21 protein-coding genes are annotated in these 21,464 nt (G+C 60.5%); 18 read left to right on the top strand and 3 right to left on the bottom strand.

Annotation, left to right across the window (positions count from 1 at the left end):
• Positions 1 to 3: 3 nt before the first annotated feature.
• The 3 genes from JFU37_RS01995 to JFU37_RS01985 all read left to right on the top strand — a co-directional run bounded on the left by JFU37_RS01995 (position 4) and on the right by JFU37_RS01985 (position 3,467).
• Positions 4 to 1,494, top strand: a complete 1,491-nt coding sequence (locus tag JFU37_RS01995; RefSeq protein ID WP_201112321.1) for an efflux transporter outer membrane subunit — start codon at positions 4 to 6, stop codon at positions 1,492 to 1,494.
• A 31-nt stretch (positions 1,495 to 1,525) separates the two neighbouring features.
• Positions 1,526 to 2,476: an aldo/keto reductase gene (locus tag JFU37_RS01990; protein WP_201112319.1), complete on the top strand. Its 951-nt coding sequence runs from the start codon at positions 1,526 to 1,528 to the stop codon at positions 2,474 to 2,476.
• A gap of 64 nt (positions 2,477 to 2,540) precedes the next feature.
• The gene (locus JFU37_RS01985; RefSeq protein WP_201112317.1) at positions 2,541 to 3,467 is read left to right on the top strand and encodes a LysR family transcriptional regulator; all 927 of its coding nucleotides are present in this window, start codon (positions 2,541 to 2,543) and stop codon (positions 3,465 to 3,467) included.
• A gap of 70 nt (positions 3,468 to 3,537) precedes the next feature.
• Here the strand turns inward: JFU37_RS01985 and JFU37_RS01980 are convergent, their stop codons facing one another.
• A complete protein-coding gene (locus JFU37_RS01980) occupies positions 3,538 to 3,810 on the bottom strand; it encodes a DUF2790 domain-containing protein (protein WP_201112315.1) in 273 nt (90 codons plus the stop codon).
• A 364-nt stretch (positions 3,811 to 4,174) separates the two neighbouring features.
• On the opposite strand from JFU37_RS01980, the gene JFU37_RS01975 reads away from it, so the two are divergent.
• The 15 genes from JFU37_RS01975 (at position 4,175) to JFU37_RS01905 (ending at position 19,597) form a co-directional block, all read left to right on the top strand.
• On the top strand, positions 4,175 to 4,846 hold the full coding sequence (locus JFU37_RS01975) for an FCD domain-containing protein (protein WP_201112313.1): 672 nt from the start codon (positions 4,175 to 4,177) through the stop codon (positions 4,844 to 4,846).
• A 114-nt stretch (positions 4,847 to 4,960) separates the two neighbouring features.
• Positions 4,961 to 5,893 (top strand): 4-hydroxyproline epimerase, encoded by a 933-nt coding sequence (locus tag JFU37_RS01970; protein ID WP_201112311.1) that lies wholly within the window; start codon positions 4,961 to 4,963, stop codon positions 5,891 to 5,893.
• Complete coding sequence (locus JFU37_RS01965; RefSeq protein WP_342214904.1) at positions 5,890 to 7,005, top strand: NAD(P)/FAD-dependent oxidoreductase; 1,116 nt, start codon at positions 5,890 to 5,892, stop codon at positions 7,003 to 7,005. The genes JFU37_RS01970 and JFU37_RS01965 overlap by 4 nt, the downstream gene beginning before the upstream one ends.
• Positions 6,998 to 7,234: a (2Fe-2S)-binding protein gene (locus tag JFU37_RS01960; RefSeq protein ID WP_201112309.1), complete on the top strand. Its 237-nt coding sequence runs from the start codon at positions 6,998 to 7,000 to the stop codon at positions 7,232 to 7,234. The genes JFU37_RS01965 and JFU37_RS01960 overlap by 8 nt, the downstream gene beginning before the upstream one ends.
• Positions 7,231 to 8,487, top strand: coding sequence for an NAD(P)/FAD-dependent oxidoreductase (locus tag JFU37_RS01955; RefSeq protein ID WP_201112307.1), 1,257 nt, complete (start codon positions 7,231 to 7,233; stop codon positions 8,485 to 8,487). Before JFU37_RS01960 ends, JFU37_RS01955 begins: the two co-directional genes overlap by 4 nt.
• Before the next feature lie 74 nt (positions 8,488 to 8,561).
• Entirely contained in the window at positions 8,562 to 9,311 is a 750-nt protein-coding gene (locus tag JFU37_RS01950) for an AraC family transcriptional regulator (protein WP_201112644.1), read from the top strand.
• 232 nt (positions 9,312 to 9,543) lie between these two features.
• Entirely contained in the window at positions 9,544 to 10,362 is an 819-nt protein-coding gene (locus JFU37_RS01945) for an ABC transporter substrate-binding protein (protein WP_201112305.1), read from the top strand.
• Positions 10,363 to 10,372: 10 nt separating this feature from the next.
• A complete protein-coding gene (gene lhpI, locus JFU37_RS01940; RefSeq protein WP_201112303.1) occupies positions 10,373 to 12,151 on the top strand; it encodes a cis-3-hydroxy-L-proline dehydratase in 1,779 nt (592 codons plus the stop codon).
• A complete protein-coding gene (locus JFU37_RS01935; protein ID WP_201112301.1) occupies positions 12,144 to 12,809 on the top strand; it encodes an amino acid ABC transporter permease in 666 nt (221 codons plus the stop codon). The genes lhpI and JFU37_RS01935 overlap by 8 nt, the downstream gene beginning before the upstream one ends.
• A 10-nt stretch (positions 12,810 to 12,819) precedes the next feature.
• Entirely contained in the window at positions 12,820 to 13,470 is a 651-nt protein-coding gene (locus JFU37_RS01930) for an amino acid ABC transporter permease (RefSeq protein WP_201112299.1), read from the top strand.
• Positions 13,463 to 14,185, top strand: a complete 723-nt coding sequence (locus tag JFU37_RS01925) for an amino acid ABC transporter ATP-binding protein (RefSeq protein ID WP_201112297.1) — start codon at positions 13,463 to 13,465, stop codon at positions 14,183 to 14,185. The genes JFU37_RS01930 and JFU37_RS01925 overlap by 8 nt, the downstream gene beginning before the upstream one ends.
• A 118-nt stretch (positions 14,186 to 14,303) precedes the next feature.
• Positions 14,304 to 15,332, top strand: a complete 1,029-nt coding sequence (locus tag JFU37_RS01920) for a trans-3-hydroxy-L-proline dehydratase (RefSeq protein WP_201112295.1) — start codon at positions 14,304 to 14,306, stop codon at positions 15,330 to 15,332.
• Positions 15,333 to 15,480: 148 nt separating this feature from the next.
• Complete coding sequence (locus JFU37_RS01915; protein ID WP_201112293.1) at positions 15,481 to 16,398, top strand: dihydrodipicolinate synthase family protein; 918 nt, start codon at positions 15,481 to 15,483, stop codon at positions 16,396 to 16,398.
• Between the two features lie 71 nt (positions 16,399 to 16,469).
• Positions 16,470 to 17,867, top strand: a complete 1,398-nt coding sequence (gene abaF, locus JFU37_RS01910) for a fosfomycin efflux MFS transporter AbaF (RefSeq protein WP_201112291.1) — start codon at positions 16,470 to 16,472, stop codon at positions 17,865 to 17,867.
• A 149-nt stretch (positions 17,868 to 18,016) separates the two neighbouring features.
• The gene (locus JFU37_RS01905; protein ID WP_201112289.1) at positions 18,017 to 19,597 is read left to right on the top strand and encodes an aldehyde dehydrogenase (NADP(+)); all 1,581 of its coding nucleotides are present in this window, start codon (positions 18,017 to 18,019) and stop codon (positions 19,595 to 19,597) included.
• A gap of 134 nt (positions 19,598 to 19,731) precedes the next feature.
• Here the strand turns inward: JFU37_RS01905 and JFU37_RS01900 are convergent, their stop codons facing one another.
• Positions 19,732 to 20,739, bottom strand: coding sequence for an Ldh family oxidoreductase (locus JFU37_RS01900; protein WP_201112287.1), 1,008 nt, complete (start codon positions 20,737 to 20,739; stop codon positions 19,732 to 19,734).
• A 106-nt stretch (positions 20,740 to 20,845) separates the two neighbouring features.
• The gene (locus tag JFU37_RS01895; RefSeq protein WP_201112285.1) at positions 20,846 to 21,295 is read right to left on the bottom strand and encodes a winged helix-turn-helix transcriptional regulator; all 450 of its coding nucleotides are present in this window, start codon (positions 21,293 to 21,295) and stop codon (positions 20,846 to 20,848) included.
• Positions 21,296 to 21,464: the final 169 nt, after the last annotated feature.

Here is a 21,464-nt window from a genome sequence, read left to right as displayed (position 1 = left end):
CAAATGAAATCCAATGCGCTCTTCATCAATAGTCATCTGTTCAAAACCACGTTCGGTGCGGTGTCGGCGCTGGTGTTCCTGACCGCCTGTACCGTCGGCCCTGATTATCAAATGCCCCCACCAAGCCTGTCGCAACACTACGACCAACAGGCCGAGCAGCGCCTCGACCAACGCGGCAACAAGCCCGGTGAACAACACATTGACCTTGGCAAGAAGGTCAGCGGTGACTGGTGGACGGCCTTCCATTCGCAGAAGCTCGACAAGGTTGTACGTCGCGCCATTGAAGGCAATCTTGAACTGGTGGCGGCAGATGCAACGATCCGGCAAGCAGCCTCCTCCGTCGCGGCGGCGGAAGGGGCGCTGTATCCGCAGGTCGACTTTGGCGCGACTGCCGGCCGCCAGCGGGTACACACCGCAAAAGAACCGTCCATCTCCAATTTCTATGCGATTGGACCACGGGTCGGTTTTGACCTTGACGCGTTTGGCGGTAACAAGCGGCTGGTCGAACAGCAGGAAGCGTTTACGGACCTGCAGAAGCATCGCTACGACGCGGCGTACCTGACCCTGACGGGCAATGTTGCCAGCCAGGCATTGTTGGTCGCCTCTGCAAATGCGCAGATGAAAGCTGTCGAAAAGCTGCTCGCCAATGACACCAGGAACCTCGACCTCGTGCGCATGGCCCACATCAATGGCACCACCACGCAGATCGATGTTTCGCTGGCCGAGACCCGGCTCGCTCAGGACCGCACGCTGCTGCCGCCCCTCGCCCAGCAGCGTGATGCGGCACGCCATGCGTTGTCGATACTCACGGGTAAAGGCCCGGGTGACTGGATCGCGCCTGACTTCGATTTTGCCGAGTTTGTATTGCCGGCAAATGTGCCCGTCAGCTTGCCTTCGGAAATGGCCCACGGCCGGCCCGATGTGCTGCAAGCAGAAGCCGAACTGCACATGGCCAGCGCGGCCGTTGGCGTCGCGACCGCGAACCTCTATCCCCATGTAACGCTGTCCGCATCGCTCCTGCAGGCCGCTTCCGGCAATGGCGGCGCCGCGCTCTGGGGCTTCGCTGCGGGGTTGGCGGGCCCGATCTTCGATGGCGGAACACTCAAGGCTGAACGTCAGGCTGCCGTCGACGGCTACAAGGCGACGCTCGCCGGTTACCAGCAGACGGTCATTAGCTCGTTTGGTCAGGTCGCAGACTCGTTGCAGGCGATCAACCATGACGCTGAGGAAAACCTGGCACAGGAAGACGCGTTACGCGCGGCCGACACCAGTTTTCGGTTGAACCAGCAAGCTTACGCGCAAGGCGAGAACAGCATCCTTCAGGTACTGGAAGCGGAACGCGCCTACGAGCAGGCATTGCTGGGCCAAATCCGCGTGAAGACCGCACAGTATCTCGACACCGTGCAGTTGTATGTGGCACTCGGCGGCAACTCTGCAGGCGCGTTCGAGCAACGAGTGGCCAGTCGCGACGAGCAGAAACCTTCATATCAATAGCGGCTGCGGCCCCGGACGTTGGAGTACAGACATGCCATACGAATCATTTTACGACGCGCTTCGCGACACGAAATTTCCGCTGAACCATGGCTCTGGTGAAATACCGGCCGTTGGATTTGGCACACTGTTCCGCGATCCAAGCGTCACCACACAAGCGGTCAAGGACGCGCTGGAAGTCGGGTTTCGTCATTTCGATTGTGCCGAGCGCTATCGAAATGAAGAACAGGTCGGCGTTGCACTACAGGAAGTTCTGTCAGCGGGAACAGTTCGCCGGGAGGACGTGTTTATCACCACGAAACTGTGGAACACCAACCATCGTCCCGAGCGTGTCCAACCTGCGTTTGAGGCCAGTTGCCGACGGCTTCAGGTTGACTACATCGACTGCTACCTGATCCATACGCCCTTTGCCTTTCAACCCGGCGACAACCAGGACCCGAGAGACGAACAGGGTCACGTCATCTACGACTCAGGTGTAACACTCTTAGAAACCTGGCGAGCGCTTGAGCGCCTAGTGGATGAAGGCCGGTGCAAGGCCATCGGTTTGTCTGATATCACGTTGGAGCGTTTACGAGAGATCGTGGCCGTGGCGCGGATAAAACCCGCCGTCGTGCAGGTCGAGTCCCACCCTTTTCTGCCGGAATGGGAACTGCTGGAGTTTTGCAAACAGCATGGAATCATCGTCCTTGCGTTTGCGCCACTCGGCCATGGCATGGAGCCGAATGTACTGGAAGACCCGGTGATGACACAGATCGCGCAACGCCTGCAGAAGACCCCGGCTCAAGTGGCGTTGGCCTGGTCTGTACAGCGAGGAGTCGCTTTCCTGACCACTTCTGCAACACTGAGCCATATCCGGGAAAACTTTGATATTTCAACCCTGCCTCATAGGGCCATGCTTGAAATCAAGGAAGAGATTACGACCCGAGTGCGATTCAACTCGGTAGTGGAAACGGGTGTGCCTGGATTTATTCCGCGCAAGAAGTAATACACCACAAGGGGCGGACTTCTGCAGGACCGCCCCTTTACGCACTCCCAAAGAGGTGAAAACGATGGACGTTTTCCAGACCCTGCGTGTTTTCGTTGCTGTCGCTCAAAGCGGCAGCTTTACGGCGGCCGCGGATATTTTGGACACCACGACAACCAACGTTTCCAAAGCTGTCTCCAGTCTGGAGGCCAGGCTTCAAACGCGGCTGATTAACCGCACGACCCGACGCTTGGCGTTGACTGAAGCAGGCACGCGTTATTTGCATCGATGCGAGCGGATTCTTGATGAGGTCCGTGAAGCCGATGAGGAAGCAGGTACGGCTCATACCCTGCCCGTTGGCCGGCTGAAAATTCACGCCATGTCAGCCATTGGCAACCATTACGTGATCGATGCGATCGCCCGGTATAGAGCGACTCATCCCTCGGTCATGTTTGATTTGACCCTGACCAATCGGCTACCCGATCTGCTGGAGGAAGGGTATGACATGTCGATTGTTTTAGCGCGGGATCTACCCGATTCAGGATTTGTAGCTCAGCAACTCGGCATCACTTACAGCATTCTCTGCGCCTCGCCAACGTACTTGAAGAAACGCGGGCACCCTGCTTCGCCGAGTGATCTTTGCTCACATGATTGTTTGAGAATTGTTAATACGGTCATGCCGGTTGAAAACTGGGCATTAGAAGGGCCTGAAGGCGTGGAGACGGTGCACATCCCGCAATCTCCCTTTCACGTCAACACCGCCGATGCGATGACCGTCGCTATAGCGAATGGGATGGGGATTGGTATTCAGCCGATTGCTTCTGCAGTTGACGGCCTGAGGGCAGGCACCTTGGTGCGGGTGTTGCCGGGGTATAAATTTGAGCAGTTCAATTTATTTGCAATATACCCATCACGAAAATTCGTCGATGCGAAAACAAAGACATGGGTAGCGTTTCTCAAGGATCACATACCGGGGTTATTGGCAGCCGATCAAAAAATCGTAGGCTCATAACCAAATAAGCAATCTTGATTCACCGTTGCTGCAGGCATGGAGTGTCGACCCTCCATCGTCCGCACCGTACTCAACCGTTTGAACAACCAGTGCCCATCACTTGGTACTGCATGACATGTTGTTGACCGTGAGAGTCTTCATAAGTCATTTGAACCGGAACCGGGGCACACTCGTCCGGGATCTCAGAAATCGTAATGACTTTGCTGATGTCCAGTTTTGTGCCGTAGGTATAAATTTCGACAGGTGCGTTGCTGGCCGCCTCCGTTGAATGGCTCTCGTCTGCAAAGGCCTGTGCGCCTATACCGGCAAGAGCAAGAACTACCGCCAACTTCAAGATCCTCATGATATTCACCGTCTCGTTTAAGGCTCACTCTGCGACCGGGATGATCGTAAAGGTCGCATTGGATTTCCGATTTCTCGCCTCGTGAGTTAGTTGATACCTACTCGGTTTGCTCACGGGGTAGAGACGATGCTAGGTGTTTACCCTTCCCCCAAACAGCGACCTACTGGACAAAGACTGTTGCCAGATTTCGCATGAATGGTGGGTGACTTTCCAAGAAAGGTAACGTGAACGAATGCTGCGTCTGTAACAGGGGTTCTCACGCAGGATGATTCAGTCAGTGAGAACGCCTGCAGGGATGCAGTGAAAGGAACATCAGGACAAATTCGTATACCATATCGCCAACTCATTCCGAACGACCGCCGCCGTGACCCTACCCAAATTCAATGCTCCAGACCTTGGCAATGCGCCTTCGACGTCGGAAATCATCACCCGTCATCTGCGGGACGCCATCGTCGCCGGGCATTTTGCCGAGGACGAGCCGATTCGGCAGGACGACATTGCCCGTCAGTTCAACGTCAGCAAGATTCCGGTGCGCGAGGCGCTCAAGCGCCTGGAGGCCGAAGGCCTGGTGATGTTCCAGCGCAATCGCGGGGCGATGGTGACGCGGGTGTCCGATGCGGAACTGGCGCAGATGTTTGAAGTGCGCATGTTGCTCGAAGACAAAGTGCTGCGCCTGGCCATTCCCAACATGACTGAAGAAACCTTCGCCCGTGCCGAACGTATTTGCCAGGAGTTCATTGGCGAAGATGACGTGGGACGCTGGGCCGAGCTCAACTGGGAACTGCACGCCTGCCTGTACGAACCGGCGCAACGGCCGTTTCTGGTCGGCCTGATCCGCTCGGTCAACGATAAGCTGGAGCGTTACCTGCGCATGCAGATGAGCCTCTCGGCCGGCAAGGATCGCGCCGATCATGAACACCGGGAAATCCTTGCCGCCTGTCGCGCCGGCGATGTGGACCTGGCGGTAAAGCTGCTCGACGAGCACATTGCCGGGGTGTGCAAGACGCTGTTCGAGCACCTGCCTCACCCTCACTGATCGCTCACCGCACTGTGCCGATTTCGTCATCGGCACTGGATAAAACCATCAAGCCGGCAAGCCCCGGTACAAGCCACTCTTTCGTTCACTCATCTAAATGGACGTGGCCATCTTATGAAACGCATCAGCGTGATCGACTCCCACACCGGCGGCGAACCGACCCGCCTGGTGACGGCCGGTTTTCCAGACCTGGGCAGCGGCAGCATGGCCGAACGTCGACAGCGACTGGCCGAACATCATGACCAATGGCGCGCCGCCTGTGTGCTCGAACCACGGGGCAGCGACGTGCTGGTCGGCGCCCTGCTCTGTGAGCCGGTCGACCCGTCGGCCTGTGCTGGGGTGATTTTCTTCAACAACAGTGGCTACCTCGGCATGTGCGGCCACGGCACCATCGGCCTGGTGGCTTCGCTGGCGCACCTGGGCAAGATCGGCCCCGGCGTGCACAGTATCGAGACGCCGGTGGGCACCGTGCAGGCGACACTGCACGAAGACCATTCGGTGAGCGTACGCAACGTGCCGGCCTATCGTTACCGCAAAGCGTTGGTGCTTGAAGTGCCAGGTATCGGCCAAGTGGTGGGCGATGTTGCCTGGGGTGGTAACTGGTTTTTCCTGATCGCCGAACATGGTTTGCGGGTTGCCGGCGACAACCTCGATGCATTGACCGCGTATACCTTTGCCGTGCAGCAGGCACTGGAAATACAGGGGATTCGTGGCGAGGACGGCGGGCTGATTGACCACGTCGAGCTGTTTGCGGATGACGAGCAGGCCGATAGCCGTAACTTCGTCCTCTGCCCCGGAAAGGCCTACGACCGTTCGCCCTGCGGCACCGGCACCAGTGCCAAACTGGCGTGCCTGGCGGCCGACGACAAGTTGCAGCCGGGACAGATCTGGCGCCAGGCCAGTGTCATTGGCAGCGAGTTCGAAGGCTCCTACGAACTTCAAGGCGAGCGCATCGTGCCGACCATTCGTGGACGCGCCTACATCAGCGCCGAAGCCAGCCTGATCATCGAACAGGACGACCCGTTTGCCTGGGGCATTCGCCCGTGAGCGAAGGCCTGGTGGCCGATGTGATCGTAATCGGCGCCGGCATTATCGGCGCGGCCTGTGCCCAGGCGTTAGCGCGGCGTGGCTTGCGCGTGCTGGTGCTGGATGCCGGGCTGCCCGGCGCCACGGCCGCGGGCATGGGTCACCTGCTGGTCCTCGACGATAACCCGGCCGAGCTGGCCCTCAGTCAATATTCCCTGCAACGCTGGCGCGAGCACGGGCCGGACCTGCCAGACGGCTGCGCCTACCGCAGCAACGGCACACTCTGGCTGGCGGCCAATGCCGAAGAAATGGCGGTGGCCCACAGTAAATACCTGAACCTTCAAGCCCGAGGCGTCACCTGCGAGCTGATCGCCCGCCGTGCCTTGCGCGAGCGCGAGCCCGAGTTGAACGAGGGTTTGGAAGGTGGCTTACTGATCAATGGCGACGGCATTCTGTATGCCCCCGCGACCGCCAACTGGATGCTCGAAACGCCGAACATCAGCCAGCGCCGGGCGCGGGTCGGCGAAGTCGATGGCGACCGCGTGCGCCTCGATAATGGCCAGTGGTTGAGGGCTGAAGCGGTGATTCTGGCCAACGGCATTCAGGCCAACGATCTATGCCCGGAACTGCCGATCGAGCCGAAGAAAGGCCATTTGCTGATCACCGACCGCTACCCCGGAAAAGTCACCCACACCCTGGTGGAACTCGGTTACGTCACCAGTGCCCATAACGCCACCGGCCCTTCGACGGCGTGCAATATTCAGCCTCGGCCGACCGGCCAATTATTCATTGGCGCCTCCCGGCAATTCGGCACCACCGATCCGCAGGTCGAAGGCTGGATGCTCGCGAAAATGCTCAGGCGCGCCACCGAGTACATGCCTGGTCTGGCGCAACTCAATGGCATCCGCGCCTGGACCGGGTTTCGTGCCGCCAGTCCCGACGGCTTGCCGCTGGTAGGCCAACACCCGCAACGCAAAGGCCTATGGTTGGCAGTCGGCCACGAGGGGCTGGGCGTTACCACGGCCCCCGGCACGGCTGATTTGCTGGTCGCCCAACTGTTCAACGAAACGCCGCCGCTGGCTGCACAACCCTATCTGCCACAGCGTTTTCTCGGAGAACCTGCCTATGCCTGAATTGATGCTGGACGGCCGTGCCCTGCGCGTTGTCGAAGGCACGAGTGTCGCCGCTGCGCTGGCCCTGGGCGGCGACGGTTGCAGTCGAACCTCGGTCAGTGGCCAACGCCGCGCCCCCCTGTGCGGCATGGGCATTTGCCAGGAATGCCGGGTGACCATCGACGGTCGACGGCGCCTGGCCTGCCAGACGCTGTGCCGTGACGGCATGCATGTGGAGACGCGCCCATGAACGAATACGCCGACCTGCTGATCATCGGTGCCGGTCCTGCCGGTATGGCCGCCGCGCTCGCCGCCGCGCCAAGCGGTGCACGCATCGTCCTGCTCGACGACAATCCACTGCCGGGCGGGCAAATCTGGCGCGATGGTCCGCAGGCCAAACTGCCGAAACAGGCACGCCAGATGCGCGAACGACTGGAGGTATGCAGCAACATTCGCCGCCACGCCGGCACCCGTGTGATCGCCTGCGCCGCGCCAAAACAACTGCTGGTTGAAGACGCTGAGCGCGGTTGGCTGATCGCTTACGACAAACTGATTCTGTGCACCGGCGCCCGCGAGTTGCTGCTGCCCTTTCCCGGCTGGACGTTGCCTGGCGTAACGGGCGCGGGCGGCCTTCAGGCACTGATCAAGGGCGGTCTTGCGGTGCAAGGCGAACGATTGGTCATCGCCGGCAGTGGGCCGTTACTCTTGGCGAGTACTGCCACCGCAAAACATCATGGCGCAAAAATCCTGCGCATCGCCGAGCAGGCCTCCACCGCCGCTGTCGCCGGTTTCGCCGCGCAACTGCCACGCTGGCCCAACAAACTGCTGCAGTCGTTCACCTTGTTCGACCGCCATTACCGCACCGCAACCCACGTGCTCGCAGCCCTGGGCACTGAGCGACTGGAAGGTGTGCGTCTGCAACAGCAAGGCAACATCATCGAACTGGAATGTGATCGCCTGGCCTGTGGCTTCGGTCTGATCCCCAACACTCAACTTGGCCAGGCCCTGGGCTGTGATCTCGACGGCCAGACACTCGCCGTCGATGCCTGGCAAACCACAAGCCGCGCCGATCACTACGCGGCAGGTGAGTGCACCGGGTTCGGTGGCAGTGAACTGGCGTTGGTCGAAGGTGCGATTGCCGGCCATGCGGCCGTCGATGAACATGAGGCGGCCCAGGCATTATGGCCGCGTCGTGCACGCTGGCAGGGTTTCGCCAACGCCCTGAACGCAGCGTTTGCCCTCGACCTGCAACTCAAGTCACTGGCGCAGGCCGACACCCTGGTGTGCCGTTGCGAAGACGTGCCCTACGCGGCACTGACCGGGCACACTGACTGGCGCGCAGCCAAACTGGCCAGTCGCTGCGGCATGGGCGCCTGTCAGGGGCGGGTGTGTGGCGGCGCGTTGCAGCACCTGTTCGGCTGGCAACCTTCGGCGCCACGCCCGCCGTTCAGCCCGGCGCGGATCGAGACACTGCTGTGCCTGGACGACACCCCGCCAGTTTGATTACCGGGCCAGGGCTTTCGGGAGCGCGGCCGAGTCTTTATGATCCCGAGGATTACCACCAGACGCCCAGCGCCATGTATGCCTCGCTCACGACCTTCAAACCTTGCGACCTGCCGACCCTGCTGAGCAGCCTGCAGCCCATCGCGGCGCTGTTCGACACCCTGTCGGACGTGGTGTTTTTCATCAAGGACAACGAGGCCCGCTACGCCTTCGTCAATCAGACCCTGGCCCGGCGCTGTGGCTTCAAACACCGTGACGAGTTGCTCGGGCTCACCGCCGAAATGGTCTTTCCTGCGCGCTACGGCCCGTTGTACACCGAGCAGGACCGGCGCGTGCTGTCCACCGGCCGTGAATTGGCCGACCAACTCGAACTGCACCTGTACTTCGGAAACCAGCCCGTGTGGTGCCTGACCCACAAACTCGCGCTGCAGGATGAACAGGGTCGAATCGTCGGCCTGGCCGGCATCTCCCGTGACCTGCAATTGCCCCAGTCCAGCCATCCGGCATTCCAGAAACTTGCGGCGGTGGACGCGCATATCCGCAGCCACTTCGCCCGCCCTATCAGCCTTGCCGAGCTGACTGCGATCGCCGGGTACTCCGTGGCGCAACTGGAGCGCCACTGCAAACGCGTGTTCCAGCTCACCCCACGGCAGATGATTCACAAGGCCCGCCTGGAAGAAGGCTCGCGGCTGTTGTTGCACACCGACCTGCCCATCACCGAAATCGCGCTGCGCTGTGGTTACACCGACCACAGCGCCTTCAGCCGACAGTTCCGCGCCTTGACCAGCCTGGCGCCGAGCCAGTTTCGCGACAACCGCCGTTAGAGTGTTCCTTTAAGGGGCGCCAGAGACCGGTGGTGCTCCCTTCTGTAACACCTCCCTGATCCGCACCACGGTGCTGTTTTTGGCCACCCTTCTCTGAACCCCCTCTGACTCAAGGGCTGACAATTAATTCTGTCCACGGGAGGAAAACAGGCACGTCCGTTGCTATGGTTAATATCGTATACGAAATCCCCAATACGATATCTGACAGCACACCAACCACAACGAGGCCTCTATGAAAAACCCCGCATTTGCCGTAGCCCTCAGCGCTGTTCTCAGTACTTCCTTTATCGCCACCGCCCAGGCCGACAAGCTCGACGACATTATTGGTTCGGGCAAACTGCGTTGCGCCGTGACCCTGGACTTCCCGCCAATGGGTTTCCGCGATGAAGGCAACAACCCTGCCGGGTTCGACGTGGACTACTGCCGGGACCTGGCGAAAATCCTCGGGGTCGAGGCCGAAGTGGTTGAAACGCCCTTCCCTGATCGCATTCCGGCGCTGGTCTCCGGGCGTGCCGACGTGATCGTCGCGTCCACCTCCGACACCCTCGAACGGGCCAAGACAGTCGGTCTCACCGTGCCGTACTTTGCCTTCCAGATGGTGGTCCTGACCCGCGATAACACCGGCATCAACAGCTTCGCCGATATCAAAGGCAAAGCGTTGGGTAACACCAGCGGCACCTATGAAGCCATCGCCCTGGAAAAAGACGTGAAGAACTGGGGCAGCGGTTCCTTCCGTGCCTACCAATCGCAAAACGACACGCTACTGGCGGTTGCCCAGGGCCACATCGACGCCACCGTCGTGACCAATACCGTGGCCGCCGCCACGATCAAATCAGGCAAGTACAAGAACCTGAAAATCGCCGGTAATGCGCCGTACACCATCGACTACGTCTCCCTCGGCGCCAAGCGCAACGAGTATGGCCTGCTTAACTACCTCAATCTGTTCGTCAATCAGCAGGTGCGCAGCGGTCGTTACAACGAGTTGTTCACCAAATGGGTCGGCACCGAAATCTCGCCCTCCGACCTGACCGTGCCTAAGGTCTACTACTAAGGTGTCCTGCATGCCTAGGTTCACTTCTCTGACCGGTCGCAGTCTGGTCGCGGGTGCCGCCCAAGGCGCCCTGTTGTTCGCCGATGTCGGGCTGAGTTTCTGGGGCGGCGTTGACCCGTTTAGTGGTGAGGTCATTGACCGTCATCACCCCCTCAGCGGCGAGCACCTGGCCGGCCGTGTGCTGGCCATTCCCAGTGGCCGCGGTTCGTGTACCGGCAGCAGTGTGCTGATGGAGTTGATCAGCAACGGTCACGCACCGGCCGCACTGGTACTGGCCGAACCCGATGAGATCCTGACCCTGGGCGTGCTCGTGGCACAGACCCTTTTTGAGCGTTCCCTGCCGGTGCTGTGCATCGGCCGGGAAGCCTTTGCCGCGTTGCGCGGCAAGGCCTTCGCTCGGGTCGAAGACACATCGCTGACACTGTTCGATCACCTGCCCGGCAATGCCTGGCAGGCACTCGGCACTCCATTGAACACAGCAGAAACAAGCACCTCGATCGAGCTCACCGAGCACGACCTGGCGCTGCTTGATGGCAAGCATGGCAAGGCCACGCAGATCGCCATGCAGATCGTCCTGCGCATGGCCGAGATACAAGGTGCCCGGCGCTTGGTGGATATCACTCAGGCACACATTGATGGCTGCATCTATACCGGTCCGGCAAGCCTGAAATTTGCCCAACAGTTGGTGCAGTGGGGCGCAACAGTACGGGTGCCGACCACGCTCAATTCGATTTCCGTCGACCAGCGCCGCTGGCGTGAATTGGGCATCGACCCGGCATTGGGCGTACCGGCCAGCGCCTTGGGCGATGCTTACATGGCGATGGGCGCACAGCTCAGTTTTACCTGCGCGCCCTACCTGCTGGACAGCGCGCCAACGGCGGGTGAGCAAATCGTCTGGGCCGAATCCAACGCCGTGGTCTATGCCAACAGTGTGCTCGGCGCACGGACCCTGAAATACCCGGACTACCTGGACATCTGCATCGCCCTGACCGGCCGCGCGCCCCTGATCGGTTGCCACCTGGATGCCCAGCGCAAAGCGCGTCTGCACATCGAGTTACCGGCATTGGGCGAGCTGGATGACTCGTTTTATCCCCTGCTTGGTTATCACATCGGCGCTCTGGCAGGCAGTCGGATCCCGCTGGTGTCCGGGTTGGAACAGCGCAAGCCAAACCTCGACGACCTGAAAGCCTTCGGCGCGGCGTTCGCCACCACCTCCGCCGCACCGTTGTTCCATATCGCCGGGGTCACGCCGGAAGCACTCGATCCGACACAGGTTCTGGAGCCGGGTGAAACCTTGCCGGTGGAAAAAATCCACCTGCGAGACCTGCTGCTCAGCTGGCGCGAACTTAACAGTGCCCGCGACAACCGGGTAGACGTGGTCTCGCTGGGCAACCCGCATTTCTCCCTCAGCGAATTCGCCCACCTGGCGCGGCTATGCCGCGGTCGGCACAAGCACCCTGACGTGGTTCTCGCCATCACCTGCGGCCGCGCGGTGCTGGAGCAGGCCCGCGAAGCCGGGCACATCGCCGTGATCGAGGCGTTCGGTGCGACTCTGGTCACCGACACCTGCTGGTGCATGCTCGGCGAACCGGTGATCCCGCTGGCCGCAAAAAACTTGATGACCAACTCGGGCAAGTACGCCCATTACGCACCCGGCCTAGTGGGTCGAAAGGTGCACTTCGCCAACCTCGCCGAATGCGTTGACGCCGCTTGCCGCGCCACGGCCAGCGGTCGACTGCCAGCCTGGTTGCAACCGGCCGCCCTCCTGGAGAACCCCGCGCATGTTTGATTACACCTTCCAATGGCGCTCGGCCCTGCGCGCCTTGCCCGACATGCTCGCCGGTGCCCTGGTCACGTTCGAGACCGCTGCGTTGTCGATGATCCTGGGTGTGCTGATCGCCCTGGCCCTGACCGTGATGCGCGAAGCCAAAAACCCGATGCTGCGCGGCATCGGCAACGGCTGGGTGTCGATCGCCCGTAACACCCCATCGCTGTTTCAGATCTACGTCCTCTACTTCGGGCTCGGTTCGCTGGAGTTACACGTCAGCTCATGGTTCGCGCTATTGGCGGGGATCACGTTCAACAACGCCGGTTATCTCGCGGAAAACTTCCGTGGCGGCCTCAAGGCTGTGCCCGACACGCAAGTGCGTGCCGCGCGCTCGCTGGGCATGAGTGCCTTTCAGGCCTACCGGATGATCATCGTTCCGCAGTTATTGCGGATCGTGTTCTACCCGTTGAGCAATCAAATGGTCTGGGCGGTATTGATGACATCGCTGGGCGTGATCGTCGGGCTGAACAATGACCTCACCGGCGTGACCCAGGACTTCAACGTCAAAACGTTCCGCACCTTCGAATACTTCGCCATCGCCGCGGTGCTGTATTACCTGATTGCCAAGGCGATCGTCGCGACGGCCCGGCTGATGGCCTGGCGGCTGTTCCGTTACTGAGGACGTGAGTATGTTTACCACCAGCTTTTCCTGGAATGACCTGCATTTCCTGCTCAACGGCGCCTGGGTCACTCTGCAACTGACGTTCTGGTCGATCATCCTCGGCTCTTTCGCCGGGCTGTTATTCGGCGTAGTGCGGGCGCTGTTGCCACGGGCCAGTCTGCCACTGGCCTGGGTGCTGGACGTGTTTCGCAGTGTGCCGTTGCTGATCCAGTTCGTGCTGTTCAACTCGCTCAAGAGCATCGTCGGTTTGAACATCAGTGCCTTCAGCGTCGGCTGCATCGTGCTCGGGGTCTACGCCGCCGCGTACTTCACCGAGATCGTGCGCGGCGGCGTGCTGGCGGTGCCGTTTACGGTGCGCCGGGCCAGTCGTTCGCTGGGCCTGAGCTTTCTGCAGGACCTGCGCTGGATCGTCTTGCCAATGGCCACGCGAGTGGCGTTCCCCGGCTGGCTGAACCTGGTGCTCAGCGTGATGAAAGACACCGCGCTGGTGATGTGGATCGGCATCGTCGAACTGCTGCGCGCCTCGCAAACCATCGTGACCCGCATCCAGGAGCCGTTGCTGGTGTTGTGCATCGCGGGCCTCATCTACTACGTCATGAGCCTGGTGGTTGCCCGCCTCGGCGCTCGTCTGGAAAGAAGGTGGCAAGAAAATGATTGAGATCGACAACGTACACAAATCCTTCGGCGACCTAGAAGTGGTCAAGGGTGTGAACCTGACGGTGAGCAAGGGCGAGGTGGTGTCGATCATCGGCGGCTCCGGTTCGGGCAAGTCGACCCTGCTGATGTGCATCAACGGCCTGGAGCCGATCCAGAAAGGCAACATCCGCGTCGACGGCGTCGAGGTCCACCACGGCGCCACTGACCTCAACCGCCTGCGGCAAAAGATCGGCATCGTGTTCCAGCAATGGAACGCCTTCCCGCACCTGACCGTGATGGAAAACGTGATGCTGGCGCCGCGCAAAGTACTGGGCAAGAGCAAGGCCGAAGCCGAGGAACTGGCGGTGCGGCAACTGACGCACGTTGGTCTCGGTGACAAGCTCAAGGCTTTCCCGGGCAAGTTGTCCGGTGGTCAGCAGCAGCGCATGGCCATCGCCCGCGCCTTGGCCATGTCCCCGCACTACATGCTGTTTGACGAAGCCACCTCGGCCCTCGATCCGCAATTGGTAGGTGAGGTGCTGGACACCATGCGCATGCTCGCCGAAGACGGCATGACCATGGTGCTGGTGACCCACGAGATCCGCTTCGCTCGTGATGTGTCGGACCGCGTGGCGTTCTTTCGTAATGGTTTGGTGCATGAGATCGGCACGCCGGATCAGGTGATTGGCAATCCGGTGCATGCGGAAACGGCGGCGTTTCTGAAATCAGTGAAGTAACGGATGGCCCCTTCGCGAGCAAGCCCGCTCCCACATTGAATTTGTGAACGCCACCGATCCACTGTGGGAGCGGGCTTGCTCGCGAAGGGGCCTCAACAAACAAAACAAGGAGTAAACCATGCGTTCATCAAAAGTAATTCACGTCGTCAGCTGCCACGCCGAAGGCGAAGTCGGCGATGTGATTGTCGGCGGCGTCGCCCCACCGCCCGGCGCCACCGTGTGGGAACAATCGCGGTGGATCGCCAAGGACCAGACCTTACGCAACTTTGTACTCAACGAACCTCGCGGCGGCGTGTTCCGTCACGTCAACCTGCTGGTGCCGGCCAAGGATCCGCGGGCGCAAATGGCCTGGATCATCATGGAACCGGCAGACACCCCACCAATGTCCGGCTCCAACTCGCTGTGCGTGGCCACGGTATTGCTCGACAGCGGCATCCTGCCGATGACCGAACCGCAAACGCGGCTGGTGCTCGAGGCACCCGGTGGGTTGATCGAGGCCGTGGCCGATTGCCGGGATGGCAAGGTCGAACGGGTCGAAATCAAGAACGTGCCCTCCTTCGCTGATCGCCTCGACGCCTGGATCGAAGTCGAAGGCCTCGGTTCATTGCAGGTCGACACCGCTTATGGCGGCGATAGTTTTGTGATCGTCGATGCCCAGCGCCTGGGCTTTTCCATTGGTCCCGACGAGGCGGCCGAGCTGGTTGAGGTCGGGCTGAAAATCACCCGGGCGGCCAACGAACAATTGGGCTTCGTGCATCCGCTGAACCCCGAGTGGTCGCATATCTCCTTCTGCCAGATCGCCGCGCCCATCGTTTATGAGAATGGCATCGCCACCGGCGCCAACGCGGTGGTGATTCAACCCGGCAAGATCGATCGATCGCCCACGGGGACCGGCTGCTCGGCGCGCATGGCGGTGCTGCAGGCCAAGGGATTGATGCAGGTGGGGGAGCGTTTTATTGGCCGTTCGATCATCGGTTCCGAGTTTCATTGCCGCATTGATTCGCTGACGGAGGTGGCCGGGCGTCCGGCGATCTACCCCTGTATTTCCGGCCGGGCCTGGATCACCGGGACTCACCAATTGCTGCTCGACCCAAGCGATCCGTGGCCACAAGGCTACCGCCTGTCAGACACCTGGCCTGACGCCTGACAGCGGCGCTTTAGTGCAGAGGGAGCAAGCTCCCTCGCCATACGACCAACGGCTGAAAAAAACCACAGATTGATTGAAAAAAGCACTAGCCGAGTATTGTCACTTAACATATCGTATACGAAATACAATTAACGAACCGGAGGCAACAATGAGCAAGCGCATTAACTGGAGTGGTGTCTTCCCAGCGGTGACCACTCAATTCAACGATGACTTCTCCATCAACCTGGAAAAAACCCATCAGGTGATTTCCAACGTGATCCGTGACGGTGTGTCGGGCCTGGTGGTCTGCGGTTCGGTGGGGGAAAACACCTCGCTGACCGCTGAAGAAAAAATCGCCGTGACCGAAGTCGCGGTCGACGCCTCCCGTGGTCGTGTCCCCGTCATCTGCGGTGTGGCTGAATTCACCAGCGTGGCAGCGGCCAAGGTCGCCAACGCGGTGCGCCGGGTTGGCGTGGATGGCATCATGTTGATGCCGGCATTGGTCTACGGTTCCAAGCCGTTCGAGACCGCCGAGCACTACCGCTACGTGGCGAAAAACGCTGACGTACCGCTGATGGTCTACAACAACCCGCCGATCTACAAGAACGACGTCACCCCGGACATCCTGATTTCCCTGGCCGACTGCGACAACGTGGTGTGCTTCAAGGATTCCTCCGGCGACACCCGCCGCTTCATCGACATACGCAATGAAGTCGGCGATCGTTTCGTGCTGTTCGCCGGTCTCGACGACGTGGTGCTGGAAAGCATCGCGGTGGGTGCCGAAGGCTGGGTCTCGGGCATGTCGAACGTGTTCCCGAAAGAAGGCGAAACCATCTTCCGCCTGGCCAAGGCCGGTCGCTTCGCCGAAGCCATGCCGATCTACGAATGGCTGATGCCGATCCTGCACCTCGACGCCCGTGCCGACCTGGTCCAATGCATCAAGCTATGCGAAGCCATCGCCGGCCGTGGCAGCGCGTTGACCCGTCCGCCACGCCTGGCGCTGCCGGAAGCTGACCGCGTGTTCGTCGAGCAGATCATGGCCAAGGCCCTGGCCAACCGTCCGGAGTTGCCGGACGTCGGTCTCTGAGTGATTGCCGGGCGGGTCTTTGCGGACCCGGCCCGGCTGCCTGTCTTTGCGCCCCCACAAGGATCGTCAGCATGTCCAATCCCCAAAGCACCTCTAGCTCAACCACACCCTCGGGACTCAAGCGCGTCGTGGCCGCCGCCATGGCCGGCACTGTCGCCGAATGGTACGAATTCTTTCTCTACGGCACCGCTTCCGCACTGGTTTTCGGGCAATTGTTTTTTCGCCAGACCGACAGCCCGGTCGACGGCATTCTTGCGGCTTTCGCCTTGTATGCCGTCGGCTTTCTGGCCCGTCCGCTAGGTGGTTTGGTGTTCGGTCACTACGGTGACAAATTCGGCCGCAAGCGCCTGCTGCAATTGAGTCTGGTGGTGGTCGGCATCACCACGTTCCTGATGGGCTGCCTGCCTGGCTTCGACCAGATTGGCTATGCCGCGCCGGTATTGCTGGTGCTGCTGCGGCTGATCCAGGGTTTCGCCTTCGGGGGTGAATGGGGCGGCGCGATTCTGCTGGTGTCCGAACACTGCCCGGATAATCGACGAGGATTCTGGGCCAGTTGGCCGCAAGCCGGTGTCCCGGCCGGCAACCTGGTGGCTACCATCGCCCTGTTGCTGCTGTCGTCGAACCTGTCAGAAGCGCAATTCCTCGCCTGGGGCTGGCGCGTCGCGTTCTGGTTCTCAGCGGTGGTGGTGCTGATCGGCTACTGGATTCGCACCAGCGTCGATGACGCGCCGATTTTCAAGGAAGCTCAAGCGCGTCAGGCACAGAACAAGCAGCAGCAATTGGGCGTGGTCGAAGTGTTGCGGCATCACTGGCGTGCCGTGCTGGTTGGTATCGGTGCGCGGTTTGCCGAGAACATCCTCTACTACACCGTGGTGACCTTCTCGATTACTTACCTGAAACTGGTGGTGCACAAGGACACGTCGCAGATCCTGTTGCTGATGTTCGGCGCGCACCTGCTGCACTTTTTCCTGATCCCGTTGATGGGTTATCTGTCCGACCTGATCGGGCGCAAACCGGTGTACCTCACCGGCGCGGTGCTGACTGCTTTTTGGGGCTTCGTCGGCTTCCCGATGATGGACACCGGCAACAACTGGCTCATCATCGCCGCCATCACCCTGGGCCTGGCCATCGAGTCGATGACCTACGCCCCCTACTCGGCACTGATGGCCGAGATGTTCCCGACCCATGTTCGCTACACCGCGCTGTCTCTTTGTTATCAGGTGGCGCCGATCTTCGCCGGTTCGCTGGCACCGCTGATTGCCCTCACCTTGCTCAACAAATACCACAGCTCGACACCGATCGCTTTCTACCTGGTCGGTGCTGCGCTGATATCGATTGTCGCCGTTGGCCTGACCCGTGAAACCCGTGGCAAGTCGTTGCATCTGGTGGACAGCGAATCCGCCGCGCGCATTGCTGCACTGGATAACGCCCAACCGGCGGCCACACGCCGCAGCGATTCGTTGGCCTGAACCCCGCCCCTGTAGGAGCGAGCTTGCTCGCGATGAACTCAACAGCGACGCGTTTATTCAGAAAGTACGCGTTACCGTTGACGTCCATCGCGAGCAAGCTCGCTCCTACAAGGGACCGGATCCCAGCCTCATTTTGATAGGAGTTTTTTATGCCCGAGATCATCGGCCACAACTACATCGGCGGTGCGCGCAGCGCCGCTGGCGATATCCGTTTGCAAAGCCACGACGCCAGTACCGGTGAAGCCCTGCCCTATTCCTTTGTGCAAGCCACTGTTGAGGAAGTCGACGCTGCCGCCCAAGCCGCCGCTACCGCCTACCCGATCTTTCGCAACCTGCCGGCGAGTCGGCGTGCGGAATTTCTTGAGGCCATCGCCGCGCAACTGGATGCACTGGATAATGACTTCGTTGCGCTGGTAACCCGTGAAACGGCGCTGCCGGCCGGGCGGATTCAGGGCGAGCGCGGGCGCACCAGCGGCCAGATGCGTCTGTTCGCTCAGGTCCTGCGCCGTGGCGATTTCTATGGCGCGCGCATCAATCGTGCGTTACCCGAGCGTCAGCCGTTGCCACGGGTCGATCTGCGTCAATACCGGATTGGCGTCGGACCGGTCGCGGTGTTCGGTGCAAGCAATTTTCCGCTGGCATTCTCTACCGCCGGTGGTGACACCGCTGCCGCCCTCGCGGCGGGCTGCCCCGTGGTGTTCAAAGCTCACAGCGGACATATGGCGACCGCCGAGCGTGTGGCCGATGCGATCATTCGCGCCGCTGAGCAAACCGGCATGCCCAAGGGTGTGTTCAACATGATCTACGGCGCGGGTGTCGGTGAAGCGCTGGTCAAGCACCCAGCCATTCAGGCGGTAGGGTTCACCGGCTCGCTGAAAGGGGGTCGAGCCCTCTGCGACATGGCCGCCGCTCGGAAGCAGCCGATCCCGGTGTTTGCCGAAATGAGCAGCATCAATCCAGTGGTGGTGTTACCCGAAGCGCTGCAATGGCGGGGCGAGAAAATTGCCAGTGAACTGGTGGCTTCGGTGGTACAGGGTTGCGGCCAATTCTGCACCAACCCAGGCCTGGTGATCGGCATCAGCTCGCCAAGGTTCAGTGCTTTCACTGCGCTGCTCAGTACGTTGATGAACGAACAACCGGCACAAACCATGCTCAATGCCGGCACGTTCCGCAGCTACAGCAACGGCGTGCAAGCCTTGATGAGTCATCCAGGTATCCGTCATCTCGCCGGTAAGGCTCAACAAGGAAATCAAGCCCAGCCGCACCTGTTCAAGGCCGACGTCAATCTGCTGCTCAACGGTGATCCGCTGCTGCAGGAAGAAGTGTTCGGCCCCACCACCCTCGTTGTCGAAGTGGCCGACAAGGTCGAGTTGCAACGGGCACTACAGAGCTTGCACGGTCAACTCACCGCCACATTGATTGCCGAAGCAGGCGACCTGAGAACCCATGGCGAACTGCTGCCGCTGCTGGAACAAAAGGTCGGCCGGGTGCTGTTCAACGGCTACCCGACCGGCGTCGAAGTCTGTGATGCAATGGTGCACGGCGGGCCTTACCCGGCCACTTCCGATGCCCGCGGCACGTCGGTCGGCAGCCTCGCCATCGACCGCTTCCTGCGCCCGGTGTGCTACCAGAACTGTCCGGATGCGCTGCTGCCTGAAGCGCTTCAAGACGCCAACCCGTTGGGCATCAATCGCCTGGTCGACGGCCACAGCCATCGAGAACCGCTATAGAAAACAATGATCTCCTGTGGGAGCGAGCTTGCTCGCGATGTACGTTAACGATAACGCGTGTTTTCTGAATTAACGCGTTGCTCTTGAGTTCATCGCGAGCAAGCTCGATCCCACAGGTTCCCTGGTCATTTCAGTCAATCCAGCAATGCCTTCAAGTCGTTGTACAAGGCCTCGGGGATCTGCACCCCGTCCACCAGACTGCGCGCCCGCGCCTCATAACGGCGTTGCGACGGCAAGCGGGCGCCCTGCCCTTGAATGCTCTCGAACAACCCTTCGGCACGGGCCAGGTGCTGCTCGGTGGCCTCGCCGAGAAAGCGCCGCGGATCGAGGGCGATGATCAGCTCGCCATGGTACGGCGACGATTTGCTGCCCGCGTCGTAGGCCAGCGACTCGGCGCTGGTCAAGTCACCGATCAACGGGCCCGCAATCAACTCCACCATCGCGGCCAGCGCCGAACCCTTATGACCACCGAACGTCAGCATCGCACCGGCATCGAGCACCACGTTAGCGTCGGTAGTCGGTTGCCCCTCGGCATCCACCCCCCAACCTTCGGGGATCGGTTTGCCGGCACGCCGATGCAACTCGATATCGCCACGGGCAATCGCACTGGTGGCGAAATCGAATACAAACGGGTCCTTACCCGAACGTGGCCAGCCAAACGCGATGGGATTGGTACCGAACACGGGCTGGCTCCCTCCCGCTGGCGCGACCCAGGCGTGGCTAGGATTACAGGCCAGCGCCACCAGACCCGCAGCGGTCAATTGCTCGATCTCCACCCACAGCGCAGAGAAATGCACGCAGCGATTGATCGCCAGCGCCGCAATACCGTTGGCCCGGGTTTTCTCCGCCAGCAGCGGCAGCCCCGCCTGAAAGGCCAATTGCGAAAAACCGCCCGCCGCGTCAACACGCACGATCGAAGGCGCCTGATCGATCACCTGCGGTTCGGCATCAGCCACCACCTTGCCGGCCCGCAGCGAGTTCACGCAGCCCAGAATCCGGTACAAACCATGGGAGGCACAGCCATCGCGCTCGCCGGCAATCACCGTGGCGGCCACCGCCTGCGCGTGGGCAAGGTTGAAGCCGTTATGCAGCAGGATCGATTCGGCCAGCGTACGAGCCTCGATCAGGGACAGTCGGATCATAATCAACTCCTTGAACAGACCGTCCAGACTGGCCCAATCCAAGGCCTGCGGCTTGATCGCTTTAGGCAAGGTCGATGACGAATTCGGCATACCCCGAAAACGGATCTCAGTGTGGAACGCCCAATTTGGTCGCAATATCTTCAGGCTTGAGATGCCGTCCATCGACTGACACCAGCTCCAGCTTTCTGATCGGCTGACGGTCCTTCGCATCGACCATCACCGATCCGAGTTCACCGGGCTCGTACATAAACTCGTTACCCCACTGCGAGAGCGCAATGAGGACTGGCTGCAACGCTCTGCCCTTTTCGGTTAACGCGTATTCCTTGTAAATACTCCCATCAGCGGCTGGCTCCATCCGCATCACACCCTCTGCGACCATGTTTTTCAGGCGCGTGCTCAAAATGTTCTTCGCGACATCCAGGCTTTTCTGGAAATCGCTGAAGCGCCGCGTGCCCGCGAGCGCATCACGAATAATCAGCAACGACCACCAATCGCCGATAAGGTCGAGTGATCGAGCGACTGGACAAGCATTCCCCTGCAAACTTTTACGCTTCACGTAAGACGCCTCTCTCTAATGGTTTCCAGCACCGACGCCAATGCGTCATCAACAAGTGGTTGCATGATACAACCTTTGGTGGTAAAAATCGCTTCGTGTGGTTTTATTATGAAACCACAAATTCAACTCATGCGACGTAAGCGGATGCCTTTTGCACATTTGTGTCGGC

The organism is Pseudomonas sp. TH41, assembly GCF_016650695.1.
Lineage (GTDB): Bacteria > Pseudomonadota > Gammaproteobacteria > Pseudomonadales > Pseudomonadaceae > Aquipseudomonas.
This window is presented reverse-complemented; position numbering and strand designations above follow the sequence as displayed.

Bases quoted from the DNA above. Each gene is read 5' to 3' on its own strand.
- JFU37_RS01905 (WP_201112289.1), top strand. From the start codon at position 18,017: ATGCCCGAGATCATCGGCCACAACTACATCGGCGGTGCGCGCAGCGCC.
- JFU37_RS01930 (WP_201112299.1), top strand. From the start codon at position 12,820: ATGTTTACCACCAGCTTTTCCTGGAATGACCTGCATTTCCTGCTCAAC.
- JFU37_RS01945 (WP_201112305.1), top strand. From the start codon at position 9,544: ATGAAAAACCCCGCATTTGCCGTAGCCCTCAGCGCTGTTCTCAGTACT.
- JFU37_RS01985 (WP_201112317.1), top strand. From the start codon at position 2,541: ATGGACGTTTTCCAGACCCTGCGTGTTTTCGTTGCTGTCGCTCAAAGC.
- lhpI (WP_201112303.1), top strand. From the start codon at position 10,373: ATGCCTAGGTTCACTTCTCTGACCGGTCGCAGTCTGGTCGCGGGTGCC.
- JFU37_RS01950 (WP_201112644.1), top strand. From the start codon at position 8,562: ATGTATGCCTCGCTCACGACCTTCAAACCTTGCGACCTGCCGACCCTG.
- abaF (WP_201112291.1), top strand. From the start codon at position 16,470: ATGTCCAATCCCCAAAGCACCTCTAGCTCAACCACACCCTCGGGACTC.
- JFU37_RS01995 (WP_201112321.1), top strand. From the start codon at position 4: ATGAAATCCAATGCGCTCTTCATCAATAGTCATCTGTTCAAAACCACG.
- JFU37_RS01990 (WP_201112319.1), top strand. From the start codon at position 1,526: ATGCCATACGAATCATTTTACGACGCGCTTCGCGACACGAAATTTCCG.
- JFU37_RS01915 (WP_201112293.1), top strand. From the start codon at position 15,481: ATGAGCAAGCGCATTAACTGGAGTGGTGTCTTCCCAGCGGTGACCACT.
- JFU37_RS01970 (WP_201112311.1), top strand. From the start codon at position 4,961: ATGAAACGCATCAGCGTGATCGACTCCCACACCGGCGGCGAACCGACC.
- JFU37_RS01980 (WP_201112315.1), bottom strand. From the start codon at position 3,810: ATGAGGATCTTGAAGTTGGCGGTAGTTCTTGCTCTTGCCGGTATAGGC.
- JFU37_RS01960 (WP_201112309.1), top strand. From the start codon at position 6,998: ATGCCTGAATTGATGCTGGACGGCCGTGCCCTGCGCGTTGTCGAAGGC.
- JFU37_RS01900 (WP_201112287.1), bottom strand. From the start codon at position 20,739: ATGATCCGACTGTCCCTGATCGAGGCTCGTACGCTGGCCGAATCGATC.
- JFU37_RS01935 (WP_201112301.1), top strand. From the start codon at position 12,144: ATGTTTGATTACACCTTCCAATGGCGCTCGGCCCTGCGCGCCTTGCCC.
- JFU37_RS01925 (WP_201112297.1), top strand. From the start codon at position 13,463: ATGATTGAGATCGACAACGTACACAAATCCTTCGGCGACCTAGAAGTG.
- JFU37_RS01955 (WP_201112307.1), top strand. From the start codon at position 7,231: ATGAACGAATACGCCGACCTGCTGATCATCGGTGCCGGTCCTGCCGGT.
- JFU37_RS01920 (WP_201112295.1), top strand. From the start codon at position 14,304: ATGCGTTCATCAAAAGTAATTCACGTCGTCAGCTGCCACGCCGAAGGC.